21 protein-coding genes and 1 pseudogene are annotated in these 25,464 nt (G+C 59.3%); 10 read left to right on the top strand and 12 right to left on the bottom strand.

Annotated features, from left to right (window positions below):
- Positions 1-33: 33 nt before the first annotated feature.
- The 7 genes from QRN20_RS06515 to QRN20_RS06485 form a co-directional block, all read right to left on the bottom strand.
- Complete coding sequence (locus QRN20_RS06515) at positions 34-387, bottom strand: GIY-YIG nuclease family protein (RefSeq protein WP_167630869.1); 354 nt, start codon at positions 385-387, stop codon at positions 34-36.
- On the bottom strand, positions 380-871 hold the full coding sequence (locus QRN20_RS06510) for a nuclear transport factor 2 family protein (protein WP_004886192.1): 492 nt from the start codon (positions 869-871) through the stop codon (positions 380-382). The genes QRN20_RS06515 and QRN20_RS06510 overlap by 8 nt, the downstream gene beginning before the upstream one ends.
- 84 nt (positions 872-955) lie before the next feature.
- Positions 956-2,188 (bottom strand): CynX/NimT family MFS transporter, encoded by a 1,233-nt coding sequence (locus tag QRN20_RS06505; RefSeq protein WP_122501255.1) that lies wholly within the window; start codon positions 2,186-2,188, stop codon positions 956-958.
- A gap of 165 nt (positions 2,189-2,353) precedes the next feature.
- Positions 2,354-3,118, bottom strand: a complete 765-nt coding sequence (locus QRN20_RS06500) for an amino acid ABC transporter ATP-binding protein (RefSeq protein ID WP_004886196.1) — start codon at positions 3,116-3,118, stop codon at positions 2,354-2,356.
- 10 nt (positions 3,119-3,128) lie between these two features.
- Positions 3,129-4,226, bottom strand: coding sequence for an amino acid ABC transporter permease (locus QRN20_RS06495; RefSeq protein WP_029242295.1), 1,098 nt, complete (start codon positions 4,224-4,226; stop codon positions 3,129-3,131).
- Positions 4,227-4,236: 10 nt separating this feature from the next.
- Entirely contained in the window at positions 4,237-5,418 is a 1,182-nt protein-coding gene (locus tag QRN20_RS06490) for an amino acid ABC transporter permease (RefSeq protein ID WP_029242294.1), read from the bottom strand.
- Between the two features lie 70 nt (positions 5,419-5,488).
- A complete protein-coding gene (locus tag QRN20_RS06485) occupies positions 5,489-6,517 on the bottom strand; it encodes an amino acid ABC transporter substrate-binding protein (protein WP_004886204.1) in 1,029 nt (342 codons plus the stop codon).
- A gap of 482 nt (positions 6,518-6,999) precedes the next feature.
- Here QRN20_RS06485 and QRN20_RS06480 point away from each other — a divergent pair, with 482 nt between their 5' ends.
- Both QRN20_RS06480 and rhlB read left to right on the top strand, forming a co-directional pair.
- Positions 7,000-7,659 carry an alpha/beta hydrolase gene (locus QRN20_RS06480; protein WP_122588649.1) on the top strand — a complete coding sequence of 220 codons (660 nt, stop codon included), beginning with the start codon at positions 7,000-7,002 and terminating at the stop codon, positions 7,657-7,659.
- Between the two features lie 279 nt (positions 7,660-7,938).
- Positions 7,939-9,243 (top strand): annotated as a pseudogene (rhlB, locus tag QRN20_RS06475) (ATP-dependent RNA helicase RhlB); the annotation flags it as partial.
- 121 nt (positions 9,244-9,364) lie between these two features.
- On the opposite strand, the gene moaE reads toward rhlB, so the two are convergent.
- The 5 genes from moaE to QRN20_RS06450 all read right to left on the bottom strand — a co-directional run bounded on the left by moaE (position 9,365) and on the right by QRN20_RS06450 (position 13,556).
- The gene (moaE, locus tag QRN20_RS06470; protein ID WP_088235870.1) at positions 9,365-9,814 is read right to left on the bottom strand and encodes a molybdopterin synthase catalytic subunit MoaE; all 450 of its coding nucleotides are present in this window, start codon (positions 9,812-9,814) and stop codon (positions 9,365-9,367) included.
- A gap of 2 nt (positions 9,815-9,816) precedes the next feature.
- Positions 9,817-10,062 (bottom strand): MoaD/ThiS family protein, encoded by a 246-nt coding sequence (locus tag QRN20_RS06465; protein WP_043303086.1) that lies wholly within the window; start codon positions 10,060-10,062, stop codon positions 9,817-9,819.
- Complete coding sequence (gene moaC / locus QRN20_RS06460) at positions 10,059-10,544, bottom strand: cyclic pyranopterin monophosphate synthase MoaC (RefSeq protein ID WP_043303085.1); 486 nt, start codon at positions 10,542-10,544, stop codon at positions 10,059-10,061. Before moaC ends, QRN20_RS06465 begins: the two co-directional genes overlap by 4 nt.
- A 143-nt stretch (positions 10,545-10,687) precedes the next feature.
- Entirely contained in the window at positions 10,688-12,082 is a 1,395-nt protein-coding gene (locus QRN20_RS06455; protein ID WP_004886223.1) for a PhoH family protein, read from the bottom strand.
- A 295-nt stretch (positions 12,083-12,377) separates the two neighbouring features.
- The gene (locus QRN20_RS06450; protein WP_285360038.1) at positions 12,378-13,556 is read right to left on the bottom strand and encodes a polysaccharide deacetylase family protein; all 1,179 of its coding nucleotides are present in this window, start codon (positions 13,554-13,556) and stop codon (positions 12,378-12,380) included.
- 212 nt (positions 13,557-13,768) lie between these two features.
- Here QRN20_RS06450 and yaaA point away from each other — a divergent pair, with 212 nt between their 5' ends.
- The 8 genes from yaaA to QRN20_RS06410 all read left to right on the top strand — a co-directional run bounded on the left by yaaA (position 13,769) and on the right by QRN20_RS06410 (position 25,458).
- Complete coding sequence (gene yaaA / locus QRN20_RS06445) at positions 13,769-14,548, top strand: peroxide stress protein YaaA (RefSeq protein ID WP_029242290.1); 780 nt, start codon at positions 13,769-13,771, stop codon at positions 14,546-14,548.
- 816 nt (positions 14,549-15,364) lie between these two features.
- On the top strand, positions 15,365-16,681 hold the full coding sequence (locus QRN20_RS06440) for a nucleotide sugar dehydrogenase (protein WP_004886229.1): 1,317 nt from the start codon (positions 15,365-15,367) through the stop codon (positions 16,679-16,681).
- Positions 16,682-16,779: 98 nt separating this feature from the next.
- Positions 16,780-18,261: a mannuronan synthase gene (alg8, locus tag QRN20_RS06435; RefSeq protein ID WP_025994639.1), complete on the top strand. Its 1,482-nt coding sequence runs from the start codon at positions 16,780-16,782 to the stop codon at positions 18,259-18,261.
- 40 nt (positions 18,262-18,301) lie between these two features.
- The gene (locus QRN20_RS06430; RefSeq protein ID WP_029242289.1) at positions 18,302-19,474 is read left to right on the top strand and encodes an alginate biosynthesis protein Alg44; all 1,173 of its coding nucleotides are present in this window, start codon (positions 18,302-18,304) and stop codon (positions 19,472-19,474) included.
- Positions 19,475-19,476: 2 nt separating this feature from the next.
- On the top strand, positions 19,477-20,889 hold the full coding sequence (algK, locus tag QRN20_RS06425) for an alginate biosynthesis TPR repeat lipoprotein AlgK (RefSeq protein WP_058432331.1): 1,413 nt from the start codon (positions 19,477-19,479) through the stop codon (positions 20,887-20,889).
- Positions 20,886-22,367, top strand: coding sequence for an alginate export family protein (locus tag QRN20_RS06420; protein ID WP_004886241.1), 1,482 nt, complete (start codon positions 20,886-20,888; stop codon positions 22,365-22,367). The genes algK and QRN20_RS06420 overlap by 4 nt, the downstream gene beginning before the upstream one ends.
- A gap of 26 nt (positions 22,368-22,393) precedes the next feature.
- Entirely contained in the window at positions 22,394-24,004 is a 1,611-nt protein-coding gene (algG, locus tag QRN20_RS06415) for a mannuronan 5-epimerase AlgG (protein ID WP_058432330.1), read from the top strand.
- Positions 24,005-24,018: 14 nt separating this feature from the next.
- Positions 24,019-25,458 carry an alginate O-acetyltransferase AlgX-related protein gene (locus QRN20_RS06410; RefSeq protein ID WP_004886247.1) on the top strand — a complete coding sequence of 480 codons (1,440 nt, stop codon included), beginning with the start codon at positions 24,019-24,021 and terminating at the stop codon, positions 25,456-25,458.
- The last annotated feature ends 6 nt before the right edge of the window (positions 25,459-25,464 follow it).

The raw sequence follows: 25,464 nt of genomic DNA, 5'->3' as shown, positions 1-25,464 counted from the left end.
GCTTACCCCGCACCTCCCTGACAGCCTACCGCCTCAGGTGGATGACACGACATCACGCTCATTGATCGATACCTGAACCGGCACACCTTTGTAGCTGGCAGCCAGCACTTCCTTGGCCGTCTTGCGCAGCTTCTTGATCAGCCGCTCATGACGCAGGGCTTCGCCCTTGCTGACGTGCTGTTCGACATACACCAGCGCCACGGCCGGGCTTGAACAGAAAAAACGTGCACCTTTGCCGCTCTGGTGAGCGGCAAAGCGTCGGACAGGATCATCGCTGATGCCGCAGTACAACGAACCATTGGCAGCGCGCACGAGATAAACGAACCAGGGCTTGCAGACCACAGGCTTGTTGATCGACTCGGCAGCGACTGCACATGGCTCAGGCACGGCGGCTCTCGGTAAAGGTTTTCAGACCTTTCTGCGCCTGGCCGCGAATCGCGTTCTGCACCATCGGCGTCCAGCCCAGCAGCAGGCCTTTTGCACCCAGGGCCTGACGCGACCAGCGCCACAGGTCGAAATGGTCATGGTGCTCGCAGATCAGGCCGTCGCGGAACACGAAGCGCGCCTGAATGTCGTTGACCACTGTGCGCCCGGTCTGGCTGAACAGGTAGGTCGCCACCCAGTGGGCGCTCCCGGAACGGTCGTCGGCACGCACCTGATCGAACACCACCGAGAAGTCCTTGGCACGCGACGTGAGCATGCGCCACATGTCACCTGCCTGACGGCCACGCAACTCGCCGAACACCGGATCGCTGAACAGCACATCGTCGGTGTAACAGGCGCTCATCGCCTCGGCGTCCAGCTGAGCGAACGCTTCATAAAAGCGGGTGATGAGAGCGCTGTTGGCCTGACTGTCTTCTTCGTAACTCATGCGTGCAGATCCCTTGGCAAAAGATGCGTGCACGATAAGCGGCAAACGCGTCGGGAGCCACCAACATTTAGCAAACAAATAAGGTTATTGGACCTTCTCACTGCTCACCTGCACGAACAACGAGCGGCCCGCGCCCATGCCCGCGATCATGGCGCCAAGCCCCAATACGGCGAAGATCCAGCCAATCGCATTCCAGTTGCCGGTGACGTCGTGCACGACGCCGACCGCAAACGGCCCCATCGAGGCGATGGTGTAGCCGAAACCTTGCGCCATGCTCGACAGATTGGACGCGACATGGGAATCCCGTGAACGCAACACGATCAACGCCAGCGCAAGACTGAACGTACCGCCCTGCCCCAGGCCCAGCAGAATCGCCCAGCCCCACAGACCTTCCAGCGGCGCATAAAGGCAGCCGAACAAGCCGGTGAGGGTCAGCGACATGACCAGCATGATTGCCAGACGCTGATCCTTGCCGCGTGTCGCCAGCCAGGGCGCGCTCAGGGCGCTGATGACCTGCACGATGATCGAACCCGACAGCAGCAGACCTGCCTGGGTCGGGGTCATACCGCGGCCGATCAGAATCGACGGCAGCCAGCCAAACACGATGTAGGAAAGCGAAGACTGCAGCCCCATGTAAAGCGTTACTTGCCAGGCCAGCCGATCACGCAGCAAGCCTTTGACCCGATAAACATCGCGATGCGTGCCATGTTTTTCCCGGGCTTGCGGCAGCCAGAGCAGCGCTGCGATCAGTGCGGGAATCAGCCAGAACCCCAGACCGATCTGCCAGCTGTCATCGAAGTAATGACTCAGCGGCACGGTGGAGCCCGCTGCGATGGCCGCACCCAGACACAGCGCCATGGTGTAGACACCGGTCATGGCACCCGCCTGCTTCGGGAAGTCGCGCTTGACGATGCCCGGCAGCAGCACGCCGATGATGCCGATGCTCGCGCCCGCCATCAGGCTCCCCGTGAACAGGCCGAATTCACCGAACAGACTGCGCACTGCCAGACCCGACGCGAGCATCAGCAGAATCACCAGAACGACCCGCTCACTGCCAAAGCGGCGTGCCAGAATCGGTGCCAGCGGTGCGAACAGGCCCAGGCACAGCACCGGCAAGGTGGTCAGCAGGCCCGCTTCGGCAGCCGACATGCCCAGGCTGTCGGACACGTCATTGAGCAAGGGCGCGATGCTGGACAGCGCCGGGCGCAGGTTAAGAGCCACCAGCACCAGACCCAGCAGCAACAGCCAGGGGCGCTTGAGGATCGGAGGAATCGGGGCAGTAGCAGAGTCGGGGCTGGGTTGAGCCTTGGCAGTCATCTATTTCTCGGCAATCAGGTATGTCGACCCGTTTCAGGGGGCAAGTATCCTGTTGGAGAACGATGTGGAATACAAGGTTCAGGCGAGATTGCATACAAACCAGGCCTGACACCAGAAATGAAAAAACCGGGCGCGAGGCCCGGTTTTCTGTGTTGCCGCTGTGGCTCAGTGAATGATCTGGCTGAGGAACAGTTTGGTACGGTCGCTTTGCGGGTTGTCGAAGAAGTCGTTCGGCGCAGCCTGTTCGACGATCTCACCCTTGTCCATGAAGATCACCCGGTTCGCCACGGTGCGGGCAAAGCCCATCTCGTGGGTCACGCACAGCATGGTCATGCCCTCTTCCGCCAGGCCGACCATGGTGTCGAGTACTTCCTTGACCATTTCCGGGTCGAGTGCCGAGGTCGGCTCGTCGAACAGCATGATCTTGGGCTTCATGCACAGCGCACGAGCAATCGCCACACGCTGCTGCTGACCGCCGGAGAGCTGGCCCGGGAATTTGTGCGCCTGCTCTGGAATGCGGACGCGCTCCAGGTAATGCATGGCGATTTCTTCGGCTTTCTTCTTCGGCATCTTGCGAACCCACATCGGTGCCAACGTGCAGTTCTGCAGGATGGTCAGGTGCGGGAACAGGTTGAAATGCTGAAACACCATGCCGACTTCACGGCGGATGGTTTCGATCTGCTTCAGGTCCGAGGTCAGCTCAGTGCCGTCAACGATGATCCGACCCTGCTGGTGCTCTTCCAGACGGTTCAGGCAGCGAATAGTGGTCGACTTGCCCGAGCCCGACGGGCCGCACAACACAATGCGCTCGCCCTGACGCACATTCAGGTTGATGTCCTTGAGCACATGGAACTGGCCGTACCATTTATGGACGCCCTCCATGCGGATCATGCCTTCAGCGCCCAGAGGCTTGGTGATAACTTCACTCATGTCAAAACTCCTAACGCTTGTGGCCTGTGTCCAGCTTATGTTCCAAATGCATGGAATAGCGGGACATACCGAAACAGAAGATCCAGAACACCAGGGCCGCGAAGACATAGCCTTCGGTGGCCATACCCAGCCATGACGGGTCGGCGGTGGCTTGCTTGACGCTGTTGAGCAGGTCGAACAGGCCGATGATGATCACAAGGCTCGTGTCCTTGAACAGCGCGATGAAGGTATTCACGATGCCGGGAATGACCATCTTCAACGCCTGCGGCAGGATCACCAGACCCATGCTGCGCCAGTAACCCAGGCCCATGGCAGAGGCCGCTTCGTACTGACCCTTTGGAATCGCCTGCATGCCACCGCGCACCACTTCGGCGACGTAGGCCGACTGGAACAGGATGACGCCGATCAGCGCCCGCAGCAGCTTGTCGAAGTTCATCCCTTCAGGCATGAACAGCGGCAGCATGACCGAGGACATGAACAGCACCGTGATCAACGGCACGCCGCGCCAGAACTCGATGAAGGTCACGCACACCACGCGCACCGCCGGCATGTTGGAGCGACGCCCCAGTGCCAGCAGGATGCCAAGCGGCAGCGCACCGGCGATACCGACCGTGGCGATGACCAGCGTCAGCATCAGGCCGCCCCACTGGCTGGTCGGCACGTTGCTCAGACCGAATGCACCACCGTGCAGCAGGTAAAACGCAACGACCGGGTAGATCACCAGGTAAGCGATACCGTAAAGGGCCTTGCGCGGGAATTTCGAAATGAACAGCGGTGCAGCGCCCACGATGGCGAGGATGGCGGTCAGATCGACCCTCCAGCGCAATTCGGTGGGGAAGTATCCATACATGAACTGGCCGAAACGCTGCTGAATGAATACCCAGCAGGCGCCAGCCTTGGTGCAATCTTCCTTGGTGGTGCCGATCCAGTTCGCATCCAGCAATGCCCAACTGATCATCGGTGGGACGATCAGGTAAATCAGGTACAGCGACAGCAGCGTGAGGATCGTGTTGATCCAGCTGGAGAACAGGTTCTGCCGCATCCACGCCATAGGGCCGAACACTTTGCCCGGCGGTGGCATATCAGGTTTGAAAGTATGGGTTGTCATGCGCGTTTCCTCACCGCTCGATCAGCGCAATGCGCTTGTTGTACCAGTTCATCAGCAGGGAAATGCTGATACTGATCGCCAGGTACACGCTCATGGTGATGGCAATGACTTCGATCGCCTGCCCGGTCTGGTTCAGCACCGTACCGGCAAACAGGGAAACCATTTCCGGATAACCGATGGCTGCCGCCAGCGAAGAGTTCTTCGCCAGGTTCAGGAACTGACTGGTCAACGGCGGGATGATCACTCGCAGTGCCTGCGGAATGATGACCTTGCGCAGCGTAGGACCCGGACGCAACCCCAGCGAGCGAGCGGCTTCGGTCTGGCCATGGCTGACCGACTTGATGCCCGAACGCACGATTTCGGCAATGAACGCCGCGGTGTAGATGGTCAGCGCCAGTGTCAGCGAGATCAGCTCGGGGATCAGCACCCAGCCACCGGTGAAGTTGAAGCCCTTGAGCTGGGGCAGTTCCCAGTGCACAGGGCTGCCGAACACCAGCATGCTCAGGCCGGGAATGACCAGCAGCAATGCCAGGCCTACCCAGAACTTGTGGAACGGCTGACCGGTTGCTTCGAAACGCTTGTTGGCCCAACGCACCATCATCACGACGGCAACGATGGCGATCAGAACACTGACCAGAAACGCTGTCATGCCTTCGGCCGGCATCGCTCTGGGCATGTTCAGACCGCGGCTGCTGACGAAGAACATGTCGAAGTAGCCATGAGCCTGACGTGGCCCGGGCAGCGTCAGGAAGACCGCGGTGTACCAGAACAGGATCTGCAGCAGTGGCGGGATGTTGCGGAAGACCTCCACATAGACCGTGGCCAGTTTGCTGATCATCCAGTTCGGAGACAGACGGGCAACGCCGATAATGAAGCCCAGCAGGGTCGCCAGGATGATACCGATGACCGAGACCAGCAGGGTGTTGAGCAGGCCGATGACAAATACGCGGGCATAGCTGTCCGCTTCGCTGTAATCGATCAGATGCTGGGCAATGCCGAAGCCGGCACTGCGCTCAAGAAAGCCAAAACCGGACGTGATGCCCCGGTGCTGGAGGTTGGTCTGGGTGTTGTCGAACATGAACCAGCCCAACGAGACCACCGCAATGACAGTGATGATCTGAAACAACCACGCGCGCACTTTCGGATCGCTCAGGGTGAGCTTTTGCTTGGGTGCGACGATTTGCTTTTCCATGAAATGCCCCAGGAAAAATCCAACAGAACAACGCCCGACAGGCTGGGAAGCCTGTCGGGCGCCGGGTCAATCAGCGAATAGGTGGAGCGTACTGGATGCCACCAGCGTTCCACAGGGCATTCTGGCCACGCTTGATTTTCAGCGGGGTGGACTCGCCCAGGTTGCGTTCGAACATCTCGCCGTAGTTACCTACCTGCTTGACGATCTGTACGACCCAGTCCTTCGGCAGCTTCAGGTCTGCACCGTAGGCACCGTCAGCGCCGAGCATACGGGCAACATCAGGGTTCTTGGTCGACTTGGCTTCTGCTTCAACGTTCTTGGAGGTCACTTTGGCCTCTTCAGCGTTCAGCATGGCGAACAGGGTCCACTTGACGATGGAGAACCACTCTTCGTCGCCTTTACGTACGACAGGGCCCAGCGGCTCCTTGGAGATCACTTCCGGCAGAACGACGTAGTCGTCCGGCTTGGCCAGCTTGCTGCGCTGTGCGTACAGCTGCGACTGGTCGGAGGTCAGCACGTCGCAACGGCCGCCTTCCAGCGACTTGGCGCTTTCATCGGAGGTGTCGAAGGTGATCGGGGTGTATTTCAGGCCGTTGGAGCGGAAGTAGTCAGAGACGTTCAGCTCGGTGGTGGTGCCTGCCTGAATACAAACGGTCGCGCCGTCCAGTTCCTTGGCGCTGTTGACGCCCAGCTTCTTGTTCACCAGGAAGCCGATGCCGTCGTAGTAGGTCACGCCGGCGAAAACCAGGCCCATGCCCGAATCGCGCGAGCTTGTCCAGGTGGTGTTACGCGACAGGATGTCGATTTCGCCCGATTGCAGTGCAGTGAAACGCTCTTTGGCGTTCAACTGGCTGAACTTGACCTTGGTCGCGTCGCCAAACACAGCTGCGGCAACGGCGCGGCACACGTCAGCGTCGATACCGGTGATCTTGCCGGTAGCGTCCGGAACGGAAAAACCTGGCAGGCCATCGCTGACACCGCACTGAACAAACCCTTTCTTCTGAATAGCATCGAGTGTGGCACCTGCGTTAGCAGCCCCCGCCACGCCAAGTGCTGCTACAGCTGTGACTACCGCCAGGGTGGATTTCAACATCTTCATTCAAAATCTCCAGTTTGCTCTTTGTTGTGTGGGAGTTTCAGTGGCATCGCACCCTTGTGAGGCGTTAATGACCCGTGCTGGCTTTTTTTTGGGTCATGCGTGGCCGGACCTGAATCATGAAGCGCCTGAAAGATCATCCTGTCAGGCCTCACCATCATTCGAATCGGTCCCATGGACTGTCGCCCCGTGCTTTCCCGAACCCTAACGGTACAGGTTGAATCGTGCCGCGAATCCTGACGCATGGACTTCCGTGCTGCGTTTCGACCGTTACCAGTAATAGCTTTATAGTGTTACCGAACGATGAGAGCACTCAGTCTCCAGACGTCTTGTAGCAAAGCCCGTACCAGCATGCTGGCGATGTTGAATTAGTGACAGGTCAAGACAAAAACTTGTACCGTTGCGACATCTTCTTTCATATTCAAACAAGCTGCGCACTTTATTAATGCGCCCAAAAAGCGCCAGCGCACAAAAATGGAGCATTCATGAGCGACCCCCTGATTCTTGAACCATCCCGCACACCGGATGCGTGCGTCATCTGGTTGCACGGCCTGGGTGCCGACCGCTACGACTTTCTGCCAGTGGCCGAAGCTCTGCAGGAGTCGCTGCTGAGCACCCGCTTCGTTCTCCCTCAAGCGCCGACCCGCGCGGTGACTGTCAACGGCGGCTACCAAATGCCGAGCTGGTATGACATCAAAGCCATGAGCAGCGAGGCCCGCGCCATTGATCACGACGAGATGGAAGCCTCGGCGCAGCAGGTGCTGAACCTCATCGAGCAACAACGTGACAGCGGCATCGACCCGGCGCGAATCTTTCTGGCAGGCTTTTCCCAGGGCGGCGCAGTGGTGTTGCACGCAGGCTATCTGCGCTGGCAGGGCCCGCTCGGCGGTGTTCTGGCGCTGTCCACTTATGCACCGACATTCAATAACCAGATGACGCTGTCCGCCAGCCAGCAGCGCATTCCTGCCCTTTGCCTGCACGGCCAGCACGACGAGGTGGTGCACAACGTCATGGGCCGGACCGCCTACGAGCATTTGAAGGCGCAAGGTGTCACCGCCCAATGGCAGGAGTACCCAATGGGGCACCAAGTGTTACCGCAGGAAATTCAGGACATTGGCGTATGGCTGGCTGAAAAGCTGCGCTGAAATCCGCTTTGCAGCGCTCTGGACCGATCGGTTCTGTAGCGCAACACGGATGACACTACGCCGAGCACGGTTCTTGCTTTACACTGCTCGGCGTACATTCCTTAACCAATTGACGAGATGACCGTGCTCAAAGCACTCAAAAAGATGTTCGGTAAAAGCGAGGCCGAACAGCTCGCGCCTGCTCCGGCAGCACCTGCCCCCGCCCCAGTCATGCCCGTTCAAGAGCAGAATAAGGGCCAGAATCATGACCGCCCCGCTCAGGTGGCCGACATGGCTGTCGAGCCTGCCAAAGCCAGAGCACCGCGCTCCGACAAGCCCAGGGCCGAGCGCCCACGTCGCGAACGTGTGGAAAAGCCCCCTGCTCCAGCGTGGAAACTCGAAGATTTCGTCGTTGAGCCGCAGGAAGGCAAAACCCGCTTTCACGATTTCAACCTCGCGCCCGAGCTGATGCACGCCATACAGGACCTGGGCTTCCCTTACTGCACGCCGATCCAGGCAGGCGTATTGGGCTACACCCTCAAGGGCAAGGACGCGATTGGTCGTGCGCAGACCGGCACCGGCAAAACCGCAGCCTTCCTGATCTCGATCATCGAGCAACTGACCCAGACTCCGCCACCTGCCGAGCGCTACATGGGCGAGCCACGTGCCCTGATCATCGCGCCGACCCGTGAACTGGTGGTGCAGATTGCCAAGGACGCCGCCGACCTGACCAAGTACACCAACCTGAACGTCATGACGTTCGTCGGTGGCATGGACTTCGACAAGCAGCTCAAGCAGCTGGAAGCCCGTCACTGCGACATTCTGGTTGCAACGCCGGGCCGCCTGCTGGACTTCAACCAGCGCGGCGAGGTGCATCTGGACATGGTCGAAGTCATGGTGCTGGACGAAGCCGACCGCATGCTGGACATGGGCTTCATCCCGCAAGTGCGTCAGATCATCCGCCAGACGCCGCACAAGGGTGAACGCCAGACCCTGCTGTTCTCGGCCACCTTCACTGAAGACGTCATGAACCTGGCCAAGCAATGGACCACGGATCCGTCCATCGTCGAGATCGAGTCGCTCAACGTTGCCAGTGACAACGTCGAGCAACATATCTACGCCGTGGCCGGTGCCGACAAATACAAACTGCTGTACAACCTGGTCAACGACAACGGCTGGGAACGCGTGATGGTCTTTGCCAACCGCAAGGACGAAGTGCGGCGCATCGAAGAACGACTGGTGCGCGATGGCGTCAACGCGGCGCAATTATCAGGCGACGTGCCTCAGCACAAGCGGATCAAGACACTGGAAGGCTTCCGCGAAGGCAAGATTCGTGTGCTGGTCGCCACTGACGTGGCCGGTCGCGGCATTCACATCGACGGCATCAGCCATGTGATCAACTTCACACTGCCAGAAGTGCCGGATGATTATGTGCACCGCATCGGCCGCACAGGGCGTGCCGGCGCCGACGGCGTGTCGATCAGCTTCGCAGGTGAGGATGACTCGTATCAGTTGCCTGCCATCGAAGAGAAGCTGGGCCGCAAAATCAGCTGCGAAACACCGCCGACCGAACTGCTGCGTGCAGTGGTGCGTCGCACGACTTGAGTGTTTTCCCGCCTGAAAGATGATCGTGCCAATGTCCCGCATTGGCACGCTGCCCGGGACGCGGAGCGTCCTGAGAGGCATTCCCACGCAGAGCGTGAGGAACGATCGGGGACAAGTCATCTCACTTCCAGCGATCAGCCGCTGCATGATCACTGTCACGCCCTTCTACCCAACGCTCGCCTTCAGGGGTGTTCTCACGTTTCCAGAACGGCGCGCGGGTTTTCAGGTAATCCATGACGAAGTCACAGGCCTCGAACGCGGCCTGACGATGGGCGCTGGCGACGCCAACGAACACGATGGGCTCACCCGGCTCAAGTGCGCCGACCCGATGCAACACGTCCAGCCGCAATAACGGCCAGCGCTGCTCGGCTTCGACAACGATCTTCGCCAATGCCTTTTCGGTCATGCCTGGATAGTGCTCCAGAAACATGCCCGACACTTCGCGACCGTCGTTGAAGTCCCGCACGTAACCGACAAAACTCACCACCGCTCCGATGCCGACATTGGCCGCATGCAGCGCGTTGACTTCTGTGCCCGGATCGAACGCAGCAGATTGCACGCGAACCGCCATGATCAGCCTCCGGTCACGGTAGGAAAGAACGCCACTTCATCGCCATCCTGCAAAGGCTCGTCCAGCGGGCACAGCTCCTGATTGCGGGCGCACATCACGTTCTGCTCACCCAGCACCTGCCAGGCTTCGCCACGCTGCAGCAGGTGCTGACGCAAGGCGTCCAGGGTTGCGAAATCACCTTCGATCCGCTCGCTGTCCAGACCCAGCGCTTCGCGATAGCGGGCGAAATACTGAACCTGCAGTTTCATTGCCCTGCCTCCACATCGTCGGCGACGAAGTGACCGCTCTTACCGCCGAGCTTTTCCAGCAGGCGGACCGATTCGATGACCATGCCGCGATCCACCGCCTTGCACATGTCATAGATCGTCAGCGCCGCGACACTGGCGGCCGTCAGGGCTTCCATTTCCACACCGGTCTGTCCGGCCAGTTTGCAGCGCGCCATGATCAGTACAGAGTCGTCACCCTCGGCGCTGAGTTCTACCTTGACGCTGGTCAGCATCAGCGGATGGCAGAGCGGGATCAGATCGCTGGTCTTCTTCGCCGCCTGAATACCCGCGATACGGGCCACAGCGAAGACATCGCCTTTGGGGTGGCCACCGCTGACAATCATTTGCAGGGTCGTCGGCAGCATGCGCACACGCGCACAGGCCACAGCTTCACGGGACGTGACCGCTTTATCGGTGACATCGACCATGTTGGCACGGCCTTGGGAATCGAGATGAGTCAGCACAGTTCTACTCCTGAACAGGAGCGGGGATTGTAAACCTAAATGTGTGGGATAGGGCTGGAGGAGCTGCCAGGTCAGTCACCTGATCGGACGCGGAGCGTCCTGAGAGGCGTGCCCACGCCTGCGCGTGGGCACGACCAACACCGTTACAAATGACTCTCTGCGTACTCGGCCAATATCGAGCGAGGCACACCCTGCAGGGTGATGTGCACGCCGTTGGGGAAGTCCTTGAAGCGCTCCGTCAGGTAGGTCAGCCCGGAGCTGGTAGCTGACAGATAAGGGGTGTCGATCTGCGCCAGGTTGCCCAGGCAGACCACTTTGGAACCGGCACCGGCACGGGTGATGATGGTTTTCATCTGGTGCGGCGTCAGGTTCTGGCACTCGTCGATCAGGATCAGACTCTGTTGGAAGCTGCGACCTCGGATGTAGTTGAGGGATTTGAACTGCAACGGCACCTTGCTGAGGATGTAGTCGACGCTGCCATGGGTGCTTTCGTCATCCATATGCAAGGCTTCGAGGTTGTCGGTGATCGCGCCGAGCCACGGCTCCATTTTTTCCGCTTCGGTACCCGGCAGGAAGCCGATTTCCTGATCAAGACCCTGCACGCTGCGGGTCGCGATGATGCGGCGATAGCGCTTGGTGACCATGGTTTGCTCGATGGCAGCGGCCAGGGCCAGAATGGTTTTACCCGAACCGGCAGCACCGGAGAGGTTGACCAAGTGGATGTCCGGATCCAGCAGGGCAAACAATGCAAGCCCCTGATAGATGTCCCGCGGCTTCAGGCCCCAGGCCTCCTGATGCATCAGCGGCTCCTGATGCATATCCAGAATCAGCAGCTCGTCATTCTTGACGCCCTTGATCCAGCCGACGAAGCCCTGTTCGTCGACAATGAACTCATTGATATGGACCGCAGGCAGCGTTTCGTTCAATTGCACACGGTGCCAGGTTCGCCCCCGCTCCTGACGAGTATCGACCTTGTTGACCCTGTCCCAGAACGAACCGGTCATATCATGGTAGCCACGGGACAACAGCGAGACGTCGTCCACCAACTGGTCGGTACTGTAATCCTCGGCTTCGATACCGCACGCGCGGGCCTTGAGGCGCATGTTGATGTCTTTGGTCACCAGCACCACGCTCAAGTCCTTGTTGCGCGCGTGCAGGTCGATCAATTGGTTGATGATGATGTTGTCGTTCAGATGCTCGGGAAGCAGGCTGTTGGGCTCCTCGCGCTTGCTCATCAGGATCGACAGAAAGCCTTTGAAGACGCCAGTACCGCGATCGATCGGCACACCCTTCTCGACTTCTTCGGGTGACGCTTCGCCCAGCGTCTTGTCGATCAGGCGGATCGCCTGTCGGCATTCGGCGGCTACCGAGTGTTTACCTGCCTTGAGTTTGTCCAGTTCCTCCAGAACGGTCATGGGGATGGCGACGTGGTGCTCTTCGAAATTCAGCAGTGCGTTTGGATCATGGATCAATACATTGGTATCGAGCACGTAAAGGATTGGCTGGTTAGTGGAGGGGGTGCGTCCGTGATCATCCATACTCGCTCACCTTTGTAGTAGCCAGGCGACGCAGAACCACAACAGCACTGCGCCACGAAAAGGCCGCCGGTTTTCTTCCCTTCAGGCAGGGTAGAAGTGTTGCTCAAGGTGGGTCTTGGGAGACGCCACCTGTGTTGCAGGTTTCGGCGGTCTGTATTCGTAATACAGCAAAAGGGATGACAGAAAAAAGCTCTTTGACAGTTTTTTGAAGTTTATTTCACAGGATGACGAATAGCGCTTGGCGGACGTTCTCAGCGCGTTTACAGTCGGAAGTCAGCTACAGTCGATTTGCCCGTCATTCCCCTTCAGCTGCCTCTTCGCCACCCTCCTCCAGCCCTTGTTCCACGGGTGTTTCATACAGATTCCGGCAGTCATCCCAGATCAGTTCGCTTTGCGCGGTATTGGCCATCAACAGCGGCAATGCCGACTGCGCCCGGTTGGCCGAGTCATGGAACACCACCGTGCCCCGTCGCCAGAGCAGCATGAGCGTCAACACGCGATCACCCACCTGATCGGCAGTCAGCCGACCGGTTGCATCCTGAGCGTCGATATTCCAAAGCGATACCCGCAGATGCTGCGAGCGGAAATAGTCGCCGCTGTCGGCACGGCGATGGCCATAAGGCGGCCGGAACAGCGGCACGAAATTGTCTGGAAGTATCTGCTGCACCAGCGCCGAGCTGCGTTGAATCGAATCCTGCCAATCGAGCCACTGGCTGTGCGAGCGGTATTCCCAGCCCTGAATCCCCACGCACTGCTGGCGGTACAACGCCTGCAGACTGGCAGCGGACGTGCTGTCGAGACGGTCCTGCAGGCTCTTGCCCAATACATGGAAGGTCGCGGTCATTTTCTGCTGGCGCATGAAGTCGGCCAACCAATCCGTGGCACCGTCGACGGCGCTCGGCCCACTGTCGAAGTCGAGTCTGAACGTGCGGTCGGGCATCTCGTCGCCGCTCATCTCATCGGAGTTGTAACGCTCGATCTCGCTGCTGGTCTGCGGAAACAGCGCAGCCAGGAACAGCAGTTCATTGAGGTAGCGCTGATGGAAGACAGCACTGGGTCTCGCCCAGGCAGCATAAAAGGAGTCATCGGCGACCTGATATTCCTCGGCGCGCTGACGCATCTGATCCATGTCTTCGACCAGCACACAGAAGTTGGCATCATCCACACAGCTTTTCTGGGCGGCCTGATAGTTTTCCAGCAGGCGCGACCACAGACGATGGCGAACCACGTTCAACGACGAGACGTTGACGTAGCGCAGGCCGAGGCGCTGCCTGAGCCCCTCCTCGTCCAGCTTTTCACTCAGGTACAGTTGATGGGCGAACGCCAGGATCTCTGCGCGTGACGCGACATCGAACAACGCCGGCGTTTCCAGACGCTCGGGCCAGACACTGCGATCCATGGTGGCGATGACCGGAGCGGCTGCCTGGGCCTGACCCCACAACAGACACGCGCAAACTGCTAAAACGATACGCAAACCCAATGTCCTCTCTGTCGACTGTCGCGTCATGACCAGCGCGCCACTATAGCTGATATACGTCTGCCCCTTATGTCGACGCACATACAAAGCCGACGCGTGAAACGCCATTGCCCCACACACGAATGTCAAACCTGTCTCTATCGCCACCATAGCTGGAGTCGCGCGCCATCAGCCCCTAGAATCCCCCGACGATCAAAGGAGACGACTTCATGCTGATGGTGATTTCCCCAGCGAAAACACTCGATTTCGAAACACCGCCTACCACCGAGCGTTTTACCCAGCCGCAGTACTTGGACCATTCTCAGGAATTGATCAGCCAGCTTCGCGAACTTGCGCCCGCGCAGATTGCGGAATTGATGCACCTGTCCGACAAGCTGGCCGGGCTCAACGCGGCACGCTTCGGCAGCTGGACGCCTGACTTCACGCCCGAGAACGCCAAGCAGGCGCTGCTCGCGTTCAAGGGTGATGTGTATACGGGACTGCAGGCAGAAACACTCAGTGAAGATCAGCTCGACTATGCGCAGAAACACCTGCGCATGCTCTCCGGCCTTTATGGCCTGCTGCGCCCCCTGGACCTGATGCAGCCCTATCGCCTGGAAATGGGTACACGACTGGCCAACGCCCGTGGCAAGGATCTTTATGCCTTCTGGGGTACGCGCATCAGCGAATGGTTGAATGAAGCACTCGCCGATCAGGGCGACGACCTGCTGCTCAATCTGGCCTCGACCGAGTACTTTTCGGCGGTCAAGCGTTCGGGGCTCAATGCCAGGATCATCGACACCGAGTTCAAGGACCTGAAAAACGGGCAGTACAAGATCATCAGCTTCTATGCCAAGAAGGCGCGCGGCATGATGAGCCGGTTTGTGATCGAGGAACGCATCGACAGCCCTGAAGCGCTTAGAGCGTTCGATGTTCAGGGATATCGTTATAACGCAGAACTATCCACCCCCTCCAAGTTGGTCTTTCTGCGCGACAGCCCAGAGGACTAATGGCGTCAAAGTTGTGCAGCGCTACGCCGCTGTACAACTTGATACGCCTATCTCTCCTGCCAGGCGACGGCTTTATGACGCCACTTAAACGTCAACTAGTGTCTCGCTTGTCCGACAAGAAAATTTTCTCAAAAAATAAACAATTTTTTTACGTGATGGCGCTTTAGTCTTAAACAGTAATGGCACTTTTATATCAGGTGACATCTAACCCCTGTTTATAAGGGACTTCCCCCTTGTGCGCCATCAGTATGCAACTACCCATGTCACAAGATTGATACATCAAAATCTCCCAAACAGGACGAGTGGCCCGGAACTAAATGGGAAACCTTACGCTCCTACATCCCGTAACAATTCTCGGCCACTCTGTAGGAGATCACCTACAGCGAAGCGAGGACAAAGGGAAGTTACCCGCAGGCAGTCCTTTTCCAAGGGAAGAGGCTGCAGGTACCGAAATTAAAACTCATATCACTAGTTGAAGTAGGTAGACAGGCGAAGCACCGGACCGGTGTGGCGCGCAGGACTCGACGAGAACCGCCAAGGCTATGGCCAAAGGCTTTCAGCTCCTGATCCGCCGTCGATCGCTATACATGGAGTGGTTTACTGCATCCAAGAGAGCAGGGCCCCGCCCGGAAGGACAGGTCACCTGCCGCTTGTACTTAGTGTCATTTGGGTTCGCCTCGCTTGTTTGGGCACTCACTCTTAAATATGCCTGCGTTAGTTAGATGGCCTTACACGCTGTCACGACTCGCGTGTGACATCTGCTGGCCAAAAATTAATATCCAGCCAACTTATGGCGTGAAAATCGAGGAGAGTACGATGCGTATCAGCATCTTTGGTTTGGGTTATGTCGGTGCAGTCTGTGCCGGTTGCCTTTCTGCACGGGGTCATGAAGTTGTTGGTGTGGATATTTCCAGCACCAAGATCGACCTGATCAATAACGGCAAATCGCCTATCGTTGAACCGGGTCTCGAAGACCTGCTGGCGCAAGGTATTCGTACGGGCAAACTGCGTGGCACCACGGACTTCTCCGAGGCTATTCGCGCCACCGATCTGTCGATGATCTGCGTCGGTACACCGAGCAAGAAAAACGGCGACCTGGAACTCGACTTCATCGAATCCGTGTGCCGCGAAATCGGTTACGTACTGCGTGACAAGACTTCCCGTCACACCATCGTGGTCCGCAGCACCGTACTGCCGGGCACCGTTGCCAATGTCGTCATCCCGATTCTGGAAGACTGCTCCGGCAAGAAAGCGGGCGTTGACTTCGGCGTTGCCGTGAACCCTGAGTTCCTGCGTGAAAGCACCGCGATCAAGGACTACGACCTGCCTCCGATGACCGTCATCGGCGAGTTCGACAAGGCCTCGGGCGACGTCCTGCAATCGCTGTACGAAGAACTGGACGCACCGATCATCCGCAAGGACATCGCCGTTGCCGAAATGATCAAGTACACCTGCAACGTGTGGCACGCCACCAAAGTCACCTTCGCCAACGAAATCGGCAACATTGCCAAGGCCGTTGGTGTCGATGGCCGTGAAGTGATGGACGTTGTCTGCCAGGACAAGGCACTGAACCTGTCCCAGTACTACATGCGCCCAGGCTTCGCATTCGGCGGTTCCTGCCTGCCGAAGGACGTGCGCGCCCTGACCTACCGCGCCAGCACGCTGGACGTAGAAGCGCCTCTGCTCAACTCCCTGATGCGCAGCAACGTTTCCCAGGTGCAGAACGCTTTCGACATGGTTGCCAGCTACGACAGCCGCAAGGTTGCACTGCTGGGTCTGAGCTTCAAGGCCGGCACCGACGACCTGCGTGAAAGCCCGCTGGTAGAGCTGGCTGAAATGCTGATCGGCAAGGGCTTCGACCTGAGCATCTTCGACAGCAACGTTGAATACGCACGTGTTCACGGCGCCAACAAAGACTACATCGAATCGAAAATCCCGCACGTTTCCTCGCTGCTGAATTCCGACTTCGATCAGGTCGTCAACGACTCTGACATCATCATTCTGGGCAACCGCGACGAGCGCTTCCGCGTACTCGCCGACAAGACCCCTGAAGGCAAGCGCGTCATCGACCTGGTGGGCTTCATGTCCAAGGCCACCAGTGAAGATGGCCGTGCCGAAGGTATCTGCTGGTAAATCAGCCGCAAGCCACAAGCGCCAAGCTCCAGGCCACTCGTTCAAGCACTGCTTGGGCCTGGGGCTTGAGGCTTGCAACTGACTTAGGGATACAGATTATGCAGAGGCTAAAACACGGCCTTTTACAGGCCGCCGGTTGGCTGTTTTATCTCAGTTTATTAATGGGTATTGCCACGGCATTGCCCACCAGTATCTTCGACTCACAGTCGAAGAACTTTATCTTTCTGATTGGCGCCGTGGGTATCTGGCGTTATTCGATGGGTATTACGCACTTTGTGCGCGGGATGATCTTTCTGTACATCGTTTATCCGCACTTGCGCCGCAAGGTTCAAAAGTTGGGTAAGGCTGCAGATCCGTCCCATGTGTTCCTGATGGTCACCAGCTTTCGTATCGACGCGCTGACCACCGCTCAGGTGTACAGCTCGGTCATTCGTGAAGCGATCAATTGCGGTCTGCCGACCACCATCGTCTGCTCGCTGGTGGAAATGTCCGATGAGCTGCTGGTCAAGGCGATGTGGGCCCGTCTCAACCCGCCGGACCGCGTGAAGCTGGACTTCGTGCGCATCCCTGGCACCGGCAAGCGTGACGGCCTGGCCTACGGTTTCCGTGCCATCTCCCGCCACCTTCCGGATGAGCGTGCGGTCGTTGCGGTAATCGACGGTGACACCGTTCTGAACGAAGGCGTCGTGGCCAAGACCGTGCCGTGGTTTCAGCTGTTCGACAACGTCGGCGGCCTGACCACCAACGAGTTCTGTGAAGTGCGCGGCGGTTACATCATGAGCGAGTGGCACAAGCTGCGTTTCGCTCAGCGTCACATCAACATGTGCTCGATGGCCCTGTCCAAGCGCGTTCTGACCATGACCGGTCGTATGTCGGTCTTCCGCGCCACCGTGGTCACCGACCCCGAGTTCATCGCCGACGTGGAAAGCGACTCGCTCAACCACTGGCGTCTGGGCACGTTCCGGTTCCTGACCGGCGACGACAAATCCAGCTGGTTCAGCCTGATGCGCCTTGGATACGACACTTTCTACGTGCCGGATGCCGCGATCAACACGGTCGAGCACCCGCCCGAGAAGAGTTTCCTCAAGGCCAGCCGCAAGCTGATGTACCGCTGGTACGGCAACAACCTGCGTCAGAACTCGCGTGCGCTGGGCCTGGGTGTTCGTCGCCTTGGCCTGTTCACCAGTGTGGTGCTGTTCGACCAGCGTGTATCGATGTGGACCTCCATCCTCGGTCTGACGGTCGCCATCATCGCCAGCTTCAAGTACGGCGGAGCCTTCCTGCTGATGTACCTGCTGTGGATCGGCATGACCCGCCTGATCCTCACGCTGCTGTTGTCCTTCTCGGGACACAGGATCGGCCCTGCGTACCCCCTGATTCTCTATTACAACCAGATCGTCGGCGCCCTGATGAAGATCTACGTCTTCTTCCGCCTGGACCGCCAGTCCTGGACGCGCCAGGACACCAAACTCAGCCGCGACATGGCCAGCTTTCAGGGTTGGTTCAACACGTGGTCGTCCCGAACCATGACTTTCTCGGCTGGCACCATCTTCGTCGCCGTGCTGTTGACGATGGTTTGACCGGGCCAACGGATTAATCGCTTAAGTAGGAAAATTAGCCATGAATACAGCCGTGAATGCGAACGTCGTACATGAATCCGAAGCCCAGCGCCAACACGCACGGGTCAAGATCCCTGCCAAGCTGCGCCTGCTGAATGATCAGCCGAACGCCCCGCTGGTGCGCATCGAAGACCTGTCGGCCGGCGGCCTGAGCTTCATCGCCCCGCAGGGTCAGCGCTACACCGCAGGTGAGGTCATCAAGGGCCGCCTGCAGTTTTTGATCGACAACCTCGGTCTGGCCATGGACGTGGAAATGCAGGTCCGTTCGGTGGACAACGCCAGCGGCCGTGTCGGTTGCCAGTTCCAGAATCTGGAAGCCCAGGACATCGCCACACTGCGCCACCTGATCACCTCGCACCTGTCCGGCGACATCGTCAGCCTGGGCGAAGTGCTGGCAACCCTGCAGCGCGACAACTTCACCAAGGCGCGCAAGGTCAAGGGCAACGACGGCGGCATGAGCGCCATGGGTCGCCTGCGTGCAGTCACCTTCAGCCTCGGCATCTTCATCGTCGGTCTGGCAGCGTTCGGTTTCATCTTCAAGACCATTTACGGCCTGTACTTCGTCAGCCACGCCTCGGCCGGTCTGGTCTCGATCCCGAGCATGGACATCACCATGCCGCGCGAAGGCACCGTGCAGAGCCTGGTTCAGCCGAACGGCGAAACCACCAAAGGCGCGCCACTGGCCAGCTTCAACACCAGCATGCTGGAAATGCTCAAAGGCAGCCTGACCGGTGAAGACCTGCAGCCTGCGAAAATCGAAGAGCTGTATGGCAAGCAGATGAGCGGCACCCTGACCAGCCCATGTGACTGCGTCGTGGCTCGCCAACTGGTCGCCGACGGTCAGTACGCCAGCAAGGGTCAGGTGATCTTCCAACTGGTGCCACGCAACGCACCGGCCACGGTTGAAGCACGCTTTACCTATCGCCAGTTCAACGACGTCAAGCCGGGCACCCGTGTCAGCTTCCAAGTCGCTGGTGAAGACAAACTGCGCACTGGCGAGATCGTCAGCAGCACCAACCTGAGCGACACCGACCTGTCCACCGACATCCGTGTGCAGATCAAGCCTGACGAAAGCCTGAGCAGCTCGCTCGCTGGCCGTCCTGTCGAAGTGGTCAGTGATCGCGGTCCATCCGTGAACTGGCTGATCGACAAAGCCGTGGCCGCGGGTCTGTAATCATGAGCAGCCCATTACGACGCCTGTCGACCCCCACGCTATTGAGCCTCGCCGTCGCGCTCGGCCTGAGCGGCTGTGCCGGCCTGCCTGACCAACGTCTTGCCAATGAAGCCTTGAAAAACGGCGACACTGCATTGGCGGAGCAGAACTATCGGCAGCTGGCGGACCTGGGCTACAGCGATGCACAGGTTGGCCTGGCTGATATCCAGGTCAACACCCGCGACCCTGCCCTGCTCAAGCAGGCGGAAGCCACTTACCGTGCGGCCGCCGAGACTTCGCCACGGGCGCAATCGCGTCTGGGCCGTCTGCTGGCCGCCAAGCCGGACGCCACCGACGCCGAACGCCACGAAGCCGAAGCGCTGCTGAAGAAAGCCTTCGCCAATGGTGAGTCCGGCACGCTGGTCCCGCTGGCCATGCTCTATCTGCAATACCCGCATACCTTCCCGGATGTGAATGCGCAGCAGAAGATCAGCCAGTGGCGCGCTGCCGGTTATCCGGAAGCAGGTCTGGCCCAGGTGCTGCTGTATCGCACCCAGGGCACCTACGCCGAGCATCTGGATGAAGTGGAAAGCATCTGCAAGCAGGCGCTGAACACCACTGACATCTGCTACGTCGAACTGGCCACCGTCTACCAGACGCGTGGTCAGGCCGAGCCGCAGGCTGCCTTGATCGAACGCCTGAAAAGCGAACACGCCGCTGGCCGCATCAGCGCTCAGCGCGTGGACAGCGTGGCACGCGTACTGGGCGACTCGACCATCGGCACGCCAGACGAAAAGACTGCCCAGCAATTGCTGGAAGGCATCGCGCCGGGCTATCCCGCTTCGTGGGTCACCCTGGCCAAGCTGCTTTACGACTTCCCCGAACTGGGCGACGTCAACAAGATGATGGAGTACCTGGAAAACGGCCGCGCAGCCGACCAGCCACGCGCCGAGCTGCTGCTGGGTCGCCTGTACTACGAAGGCAAATGGGTTACGCCCGACGCCTTCAAGGCCGAAGCGCACTTGAAGAAAGCCGCAGCGACGGAAATCTCCGCCCATTACTACCTGGGTCAGATCTACCGCCGCGGTTACCTCGGCCAGGTCTATCCGCAGAAAGCCGTGGACGAGCTGTTGACCGCCGCCCGTGGTGGCCAGAACAGCGCCGACTTCGCCCTCGCGCAACTGTTCTCCCAAGGCAAAGGCACCAAGCCTGACCCGGTCAATGCCTGGGTATTCGCCCAACTGGCGCTGACCAGCGAAACACCGCAGGCCACTGAACTGGCCCAGCAACTGAGCACCACACTGCCGCCTGAAAAGCTCGCCGGCGCCAAGGATCTGTTGGCACGTGAGCAAAAAGTCCGGGGCGCAGCCGCCAACCAGAGCGTGATGGCGATGCAGGCCCTGCAAGAAGAAAAAGACGGTGAGGAAGCACTATGAAGTTGAATCCCCTGATGGCCGCCGGCGTGGGCCTTGGCTTCAGCCTGCTGTGGGCGTGCCCGACTCTGGCAGCCCTGACCGAACAACAGAACTTCGGTCTGGAAGTGAAAGCCACCGGCCAACTTGAAGACGACCGTGATCTGGGCACCCGTTCGGGCGGCGACGTCAGCGGTCTGGGCCTGGACCTGCGTCCATGGGTCTACGGCGAGCGCGGCAACTGGAGCGGTTACGCCATGGGCCAGGTGGTCACCGCCACCGACACTATTCAGACCGACCCGCTGGAGCAATCCACCGGCGCAGGCGACGGCCAGACTCAAGTCTCCCGTGGCACAGCCAGCGAGCGCGAAGTCGACAAATCCTACCTGGCACTGCGCGAATTCTGGATCGGCTACAGCGGTTTCACGCCCTACCCCGGCGAGATCCTGAAAGTCGGTCGTCAGCGTCTGCGCAATGACGACGGCCAGTGGCACGACACCAACATCGAAGCCATCAACTGGACCTTCGACACCACACTGCTGCGTGCCGAAGTGGGCGCTGCACAACGTTTCAGCGAATACCGCACCGACCTGACCGAACTGGCCCCCGACGATGAAGATCGCCAGCACCTGTTCGGTTCGGCCAGCTACCAGTGGACTCCGGGTCACTGGGCAGGCGTACGTGCGCACTACAGCCACGACGACGGCAAGCTCAAGGATCAGGGTCAGGAACTCGACGACCTGGACAAGACCTCCAACGGCGATCTGACCTGGCTGGGTCTGCAGGCTGACAGCGATGCCTACAACTACCGCAACACCAATCAGCTCAACTACTGGGGCAGCCTGACCTGGCTCAACGGCGACCGTGACGAGATCCGCGTCAACGGCGTGAATGACCAGTATTTTGCAGGCGAGAAGAACAGCCGCGACATGAACGGCTGGGCCACCGACCTGGGCCTGCGTCTGCGTCTGGACCCTCAGTGGCAAGTCGGTGCGGCCTACTCGCGCGCCAGCAAGGATTACGTTCAGAACGGCCTGGAAAGCAACCGTTCGAACTGGACCGGCACCCGCTCGCGTATTCATCGCTTCGGTGAAGCCTTCCAGGGCGAAATGGCCAACGTGGAAACCGGCTCGCTGTTCGCTTCCTGGCAGATGAATGAGGAATACGACGCCTCGCTGATCTACCACAAGTTCCGCCGTGTAGACGGCAACACCGGCATCGGTGGCTCGGGTATCAACGCTGTTCGCGAGAACGGCGACAGCAATACCTTCAGTTCGCTGCCGCTGGAAGACGGTCGCAAGGATCTGGGTCAGGAAATGGACCTGGTCGTGACCAAGTACTTCAAACAGGGCCTGCTGCCAGCCTCGCTGAGCCAGTCCTTCGACGAACCGTCGGCTCTGGTGCGCTTGCGTGCCGGCGTCTTCAAGCCCGGCGACGCGTACCACAACGGCGTGGATGAATACATGCACCGCGCCATTGTCGACGTCATCTGGCGCTTCTGATGCGAACCGCCAAAGGAGTGCCACAGATGAACAGTCAAGCAAGCAACGGGCGTAGCCGCACCTGGCCACACGCCCTGCTGGAAAGCGCCGTGCTGAGCAGCGCGCTGCTGATGGCCAGCGGCGCCGCACTGGCCAACGCGCCTGTCACCCCCGAGGCGCCGAAGGCGGTGGTCAAGGAGCTGCAACAGGCCAAGACCTACACCATCACCAGCCCGCCGACCGCGCCGCTGGAAATGGCCAAGCCGGTGCTGCCCGACCTCAGCGGCTACACCGCCGAGGCGGCATTGAAAAAGATCGTGCGCAACAAGCCGGGCAAGGTCACCGTTGCCCGGATGATGGAAGAAACCGGCCTGAAGGAATTCATCGGCGGCGATAACAAGATGGCTGAATGGGTGACCCGTCAAAAGGGTATCCCGCAAGCGATCATGATATCCGACGGCTACGTGAACCTTCAGGACCTGGTCAAGAAAGTGCCCAAGCAGTTTCTGAACGAGGTGTCGCCGGGCGTCTACGTGGCGCGTCTGCCGATTCTGGTCAAGGAAACCGGCATCTTCGAGATCGACAGCAAGACCAAGGAATTGCGTCTGTCTCAGGAGAAAGGCTCGTTCATCGTCAGCGAAGGCAAGATGCTGATCACCCACACTCAGGTCAACGCCTGGAGTGAAACCCGCAACAGCCTGGCGACCTATCGCAAGCCTGACGAGTTTCGCCCGTTCGTGCTGACCTGGGGCGGCTCGGAAACCTGGATCGCCAACACCAAAATGGCGAGCATGGGCTACGACCAGAGCAAGTCCTACGGCATCAGTATTTCCCAGTACACGCCGAACACCGCGAAGATCCTCAAGCGGGCCGAACCGACCGGCTGGATCATTGATTCGGAATTCTCGGACATGTGGTACGGCTTCTACTGCTACGAGACGCGTGATTTCGTCGTCAAGGGCAACACCTACCGCGACAACATCGTCTACGGCATTGACCCGCACGACCGTTCCCACGGTCTGATCATCGCCGAGAACGACGTCTACGGGACCAAGAAGAAGCACGGGATCATCATTTCCCGGGAAGTCGACAACAGTTTCATCTTCCGCAACAAGAGCCATGACAACAAGTTGTCCGGCGTGGTTCTGGACCGTAACAGCGTCGGCAACATCGTCGCCTACAACGAGATCTATCAGAACCACACCGACGGGATCACCCTGTACGAAAGCGGCAACAACCTGCTGTGGGGCAACCGTGTGATTGCCAACCGCCGCCACGGTATCCGCGTGCGTAACAGCGTGAACATCAAGCTGTACGAAAACATCGCCACTGGTAACGGGCTGATGGGCGTCTACGGCCACATCAAGGACCTGAGCGATACCGACCGCGACATCGAGCTCGATCCGTTCGACGCTCAGGTGTCTCTGATCATGGTCGGCGGCGAACTGGCCAGCAACGGCTCCGGCCCGCTGTCCATCGACTCGCCCCTGAGTGTCGAGCTGTATCGCGTCTCGATGCTGGCCCCGACCAAGGAAGTCGGCATCAGCCTCAACGGCATCCTGGGCGAGCGCCAAAACGAGATCCTCGACCTGCTGGTACGCCAGAAGAAAGCCGTATTGATCGACCCCGTCGAAAGCCAGACCGAGCTGCGGGAATGAGGAAGGGTATTGTTATGCACGCACATTTGATCAAACTGTTGAGCCTGTCCAGCCTCACCGCCGCGCTGATGGCCGCGGCCGGTGTCGCTCGGGCCGACGACTCGCAGGCGCCGACCTTTACCGCCGAGCCCTGCTGCAGCCTGTGCCCGGCTGCGCACGACGCGAAGAACTACACCACGCGCTATCAGCAGAACTTCACCACGCTGGTACAGGCCGAAGGCGACTGGCTGTTCCGTACCCAAGAAGACCTGCGTACCGAATTCGACACCACGCCTGCCGGCTACCGCCGCATGAAAGAACTGCATGACGCGTTCAAGAGCAAGGGTGTCGAGCTGGTGGTGGTCTATCAGCCGACGCGCGGCCTGGTGGATCGCAACAAACTGTTCCCGGCCGAACGCGACAAGTACGACTACGACAAGGCGCTGAAAAACTATCAGGCCATGCTCGGTCGCTTCAGCAAGATGGGCTATTGGGTGCCTGACCTGTCACCGCTCACCAACGAGCAGCAGGCGCACGACTTCTACTTCCGCGGCGACCAGCACTGGACGCCTTATGGCGCACAACGCACGGCGAAGATCGTGGCCGAGACCGTCAAGAAAGTCCCGGGCTACGCGGACATTCCCAAGCGTGAGTTTGAAAGCCACATCTCTGGACGCATGGGCAAGACCGGCACCCTGCACAACATGGCAGGACAGTTGTGCGGCACCAGCTACGCGATCCAGTACATGGACCAGTTCAGCACCGAGCCGAAAGGCGAAGCCGGTGACGGCGATCTGTTCGGCGATTCCGGCAACCCGGAAATCACTCTGGTCGGCACCAGCCACAGTGGCAAGAACTACAACTTCGGCGGCTTCCTGCAGGAATACCTCAGCGCGGACGTGCTGAACGTGGCGTTCCCCGGCGGTGGTCTGGAAGGTTCGATGTTGCAGTACCTGGGCAGCGAAGACTTCCAGAAGCGTCCGCCGAAAATTCTCATCTGGGAATTCTCGCCGCTGTATCGCCTCGATCAGGAAACCATCTATCGCCAGATGATGGCACTGCTGGACAACGGTTGCGAAGGCAAGCCGGCGGTCATGAGCGCCAGCACCACCCTGAAGCCGGGCAACAACGAAGTGCTGGTCAACGGCAAGAACGGCATCAAGGACATTCGTAACGGCAGCAACCAGATCGATATCCGCTTCGACGACACCTCCGTGAAAGTCCTTCAGGCCAGGCTCTGGTACATGAACGGTCGTCACGAAGACCTGAAAATCGAAAAACCGGAAACATCTGACACCGATGGACGCTTCGCCTTTGAATTGCGCGAAGACGAGGACTGGGCTGATCAGCAGTTGCTGGCCCTCGAAATCCAGGGACCGGAAGCAGGAGCAGAACCACAGAAAGTCGAAGCGAAAGTATGCAAACGCAACGTGTTCCCGAGCGCTGCGAAACACACCGCTCAAGCCGGACTATGAGGTGAC

Source organism: Pseudomonas sp. fls2-241-TYG-175, assembly GCF_030209155.1.
GTDB lineage: Bacteria > Pseudomonadota > Gammaproteobacteria > Pseudomonadales > Pseudomonadaceae > Aquipseudomonas > Aquipseudomonas viridiflava.
The sequence above is the reverse complement of the archived record's forward strand: the minus strand, read 5'-3'. Positions and strand labels throughout refer to the sequence as shown.

Coding starts and splice junctions, on each gene's coding strand:
- QRN20_RS06420 (WP_004886241.1), top strand. CDS start 20,886: ATGAAGTTGAATCCCCTGATGGCCGCCGGCGTGGGCCTTGGCTTCAGC.
- QRN20_RS06490 (WP_029242294.1), bottom strand. CDS start 5,418: ATGGAAAAGCAAATCGTCGCACCCAAGCAAAAGCTCACCCTGAGCGAT.
- QRN20_RS06430 (WP_029242289.1), top strand. CDS start 18,302: ATGAATACAGCCGTGAATGCGAACGTCGTACATGAATCCGAAGCCCAG.
- QRN20_RS06410 (WP_004886247.1), top strand. CDS start 24,019: ATGCACGCACATTTGATCAAACTGTTGAGCCTGTCCAGCCTCACCGCC.
- QRN20_RS06485 (WP_004886204.1), bottom strand. CDS start 6,517: ATGAAGATGTTGAAATCCACCCTGGCGGTAGTCACAGCTGTAGCAGCA.
- QRN20_RS06480 (WP_122588649.1), top strand. CDS start 7,000: ATGAGCGACCCCCTGATTCTTGAACCATCCCGCACACCGGATGCGTGC.
- moaE (WP_088235870.1), bottom strand. CDS start 9,814: ATGGCGGTTCGCGTGCAATCTGCTGCGTTCGATCCGGGCACAGAAGTC.
- QRN20_RS06440 (WP_004886229.1), top strand. CDS start 15,365: ATGCGTATCAGCATCTTTGGTTTGGGTTATGTCGGTGCAGTCTGTGCC.
- QRN20_RS06495 (WP_029242295.1), bottom strand. CDS start 4,226: ATGACAACCCATACTTTCAAACCTGATATGCCACCGCCGGGCAAAGTG.
- QRN20_RS06455 (WP_004886223.1), bottom strand. CDS start 12,082: ATGGATGATCACGGACGCACCCCCTCCACTAACCAGCCAATCCTTTAC.
- QRN20_RS06500 (WP_004886196.1), bottom strand. CDS start 3,118: ATGAGTGAAGTTATCACCAAGCCTCTGGGCGCTGAAGGCATGATCCGC.
- QRN20_RS06510 (WP_004886192.1), bottom strand. CDS start 871: ATGAGTTACGAAGAAGACAGTCAGGCCAACAGCGCTCTCATCACCCGC.
- algG (WP_058432330.1), top strand. CDS start 22,394: ATGAACAGTCAAGCAAGCAACGGGCGTAGCCGCACCTGGCCACACGCC.
- algK (WP_058432331.1), top strand. CDS start 19,477: ATGAGCAGCCCATTACGACGCCTGTCGACCCCCACGCTATTGAGCCTC.
- alg8 (WP_025994639.1), top strand. CDS start 16,780: ATGCAGAGGCTAAAACACGGCCTTTTACAGGCCGCCGGTTGGCTGTTT.
- yaaA (WP_029242290.1), top strand. CDS start 13,769: ATGCTGATGGTGATTTCCCCAGCGAAAACACTCGATTTCGAAACACCG.
- QRN20_RS06465 (WP_043303086.1), bottom strand. CDS start 10,062: ATGAAACTGCAGGTTCAGTATTTCGCCCGCTATCGCGAAGCGCTGGGT.
- QRN20_RS06505 (WP_122501255.1), bottom strand. CDS start 2,188: ATGACTGCCAAGGCTCAACCCAGCCCCGACTCTGCTACTGCCCCGATT.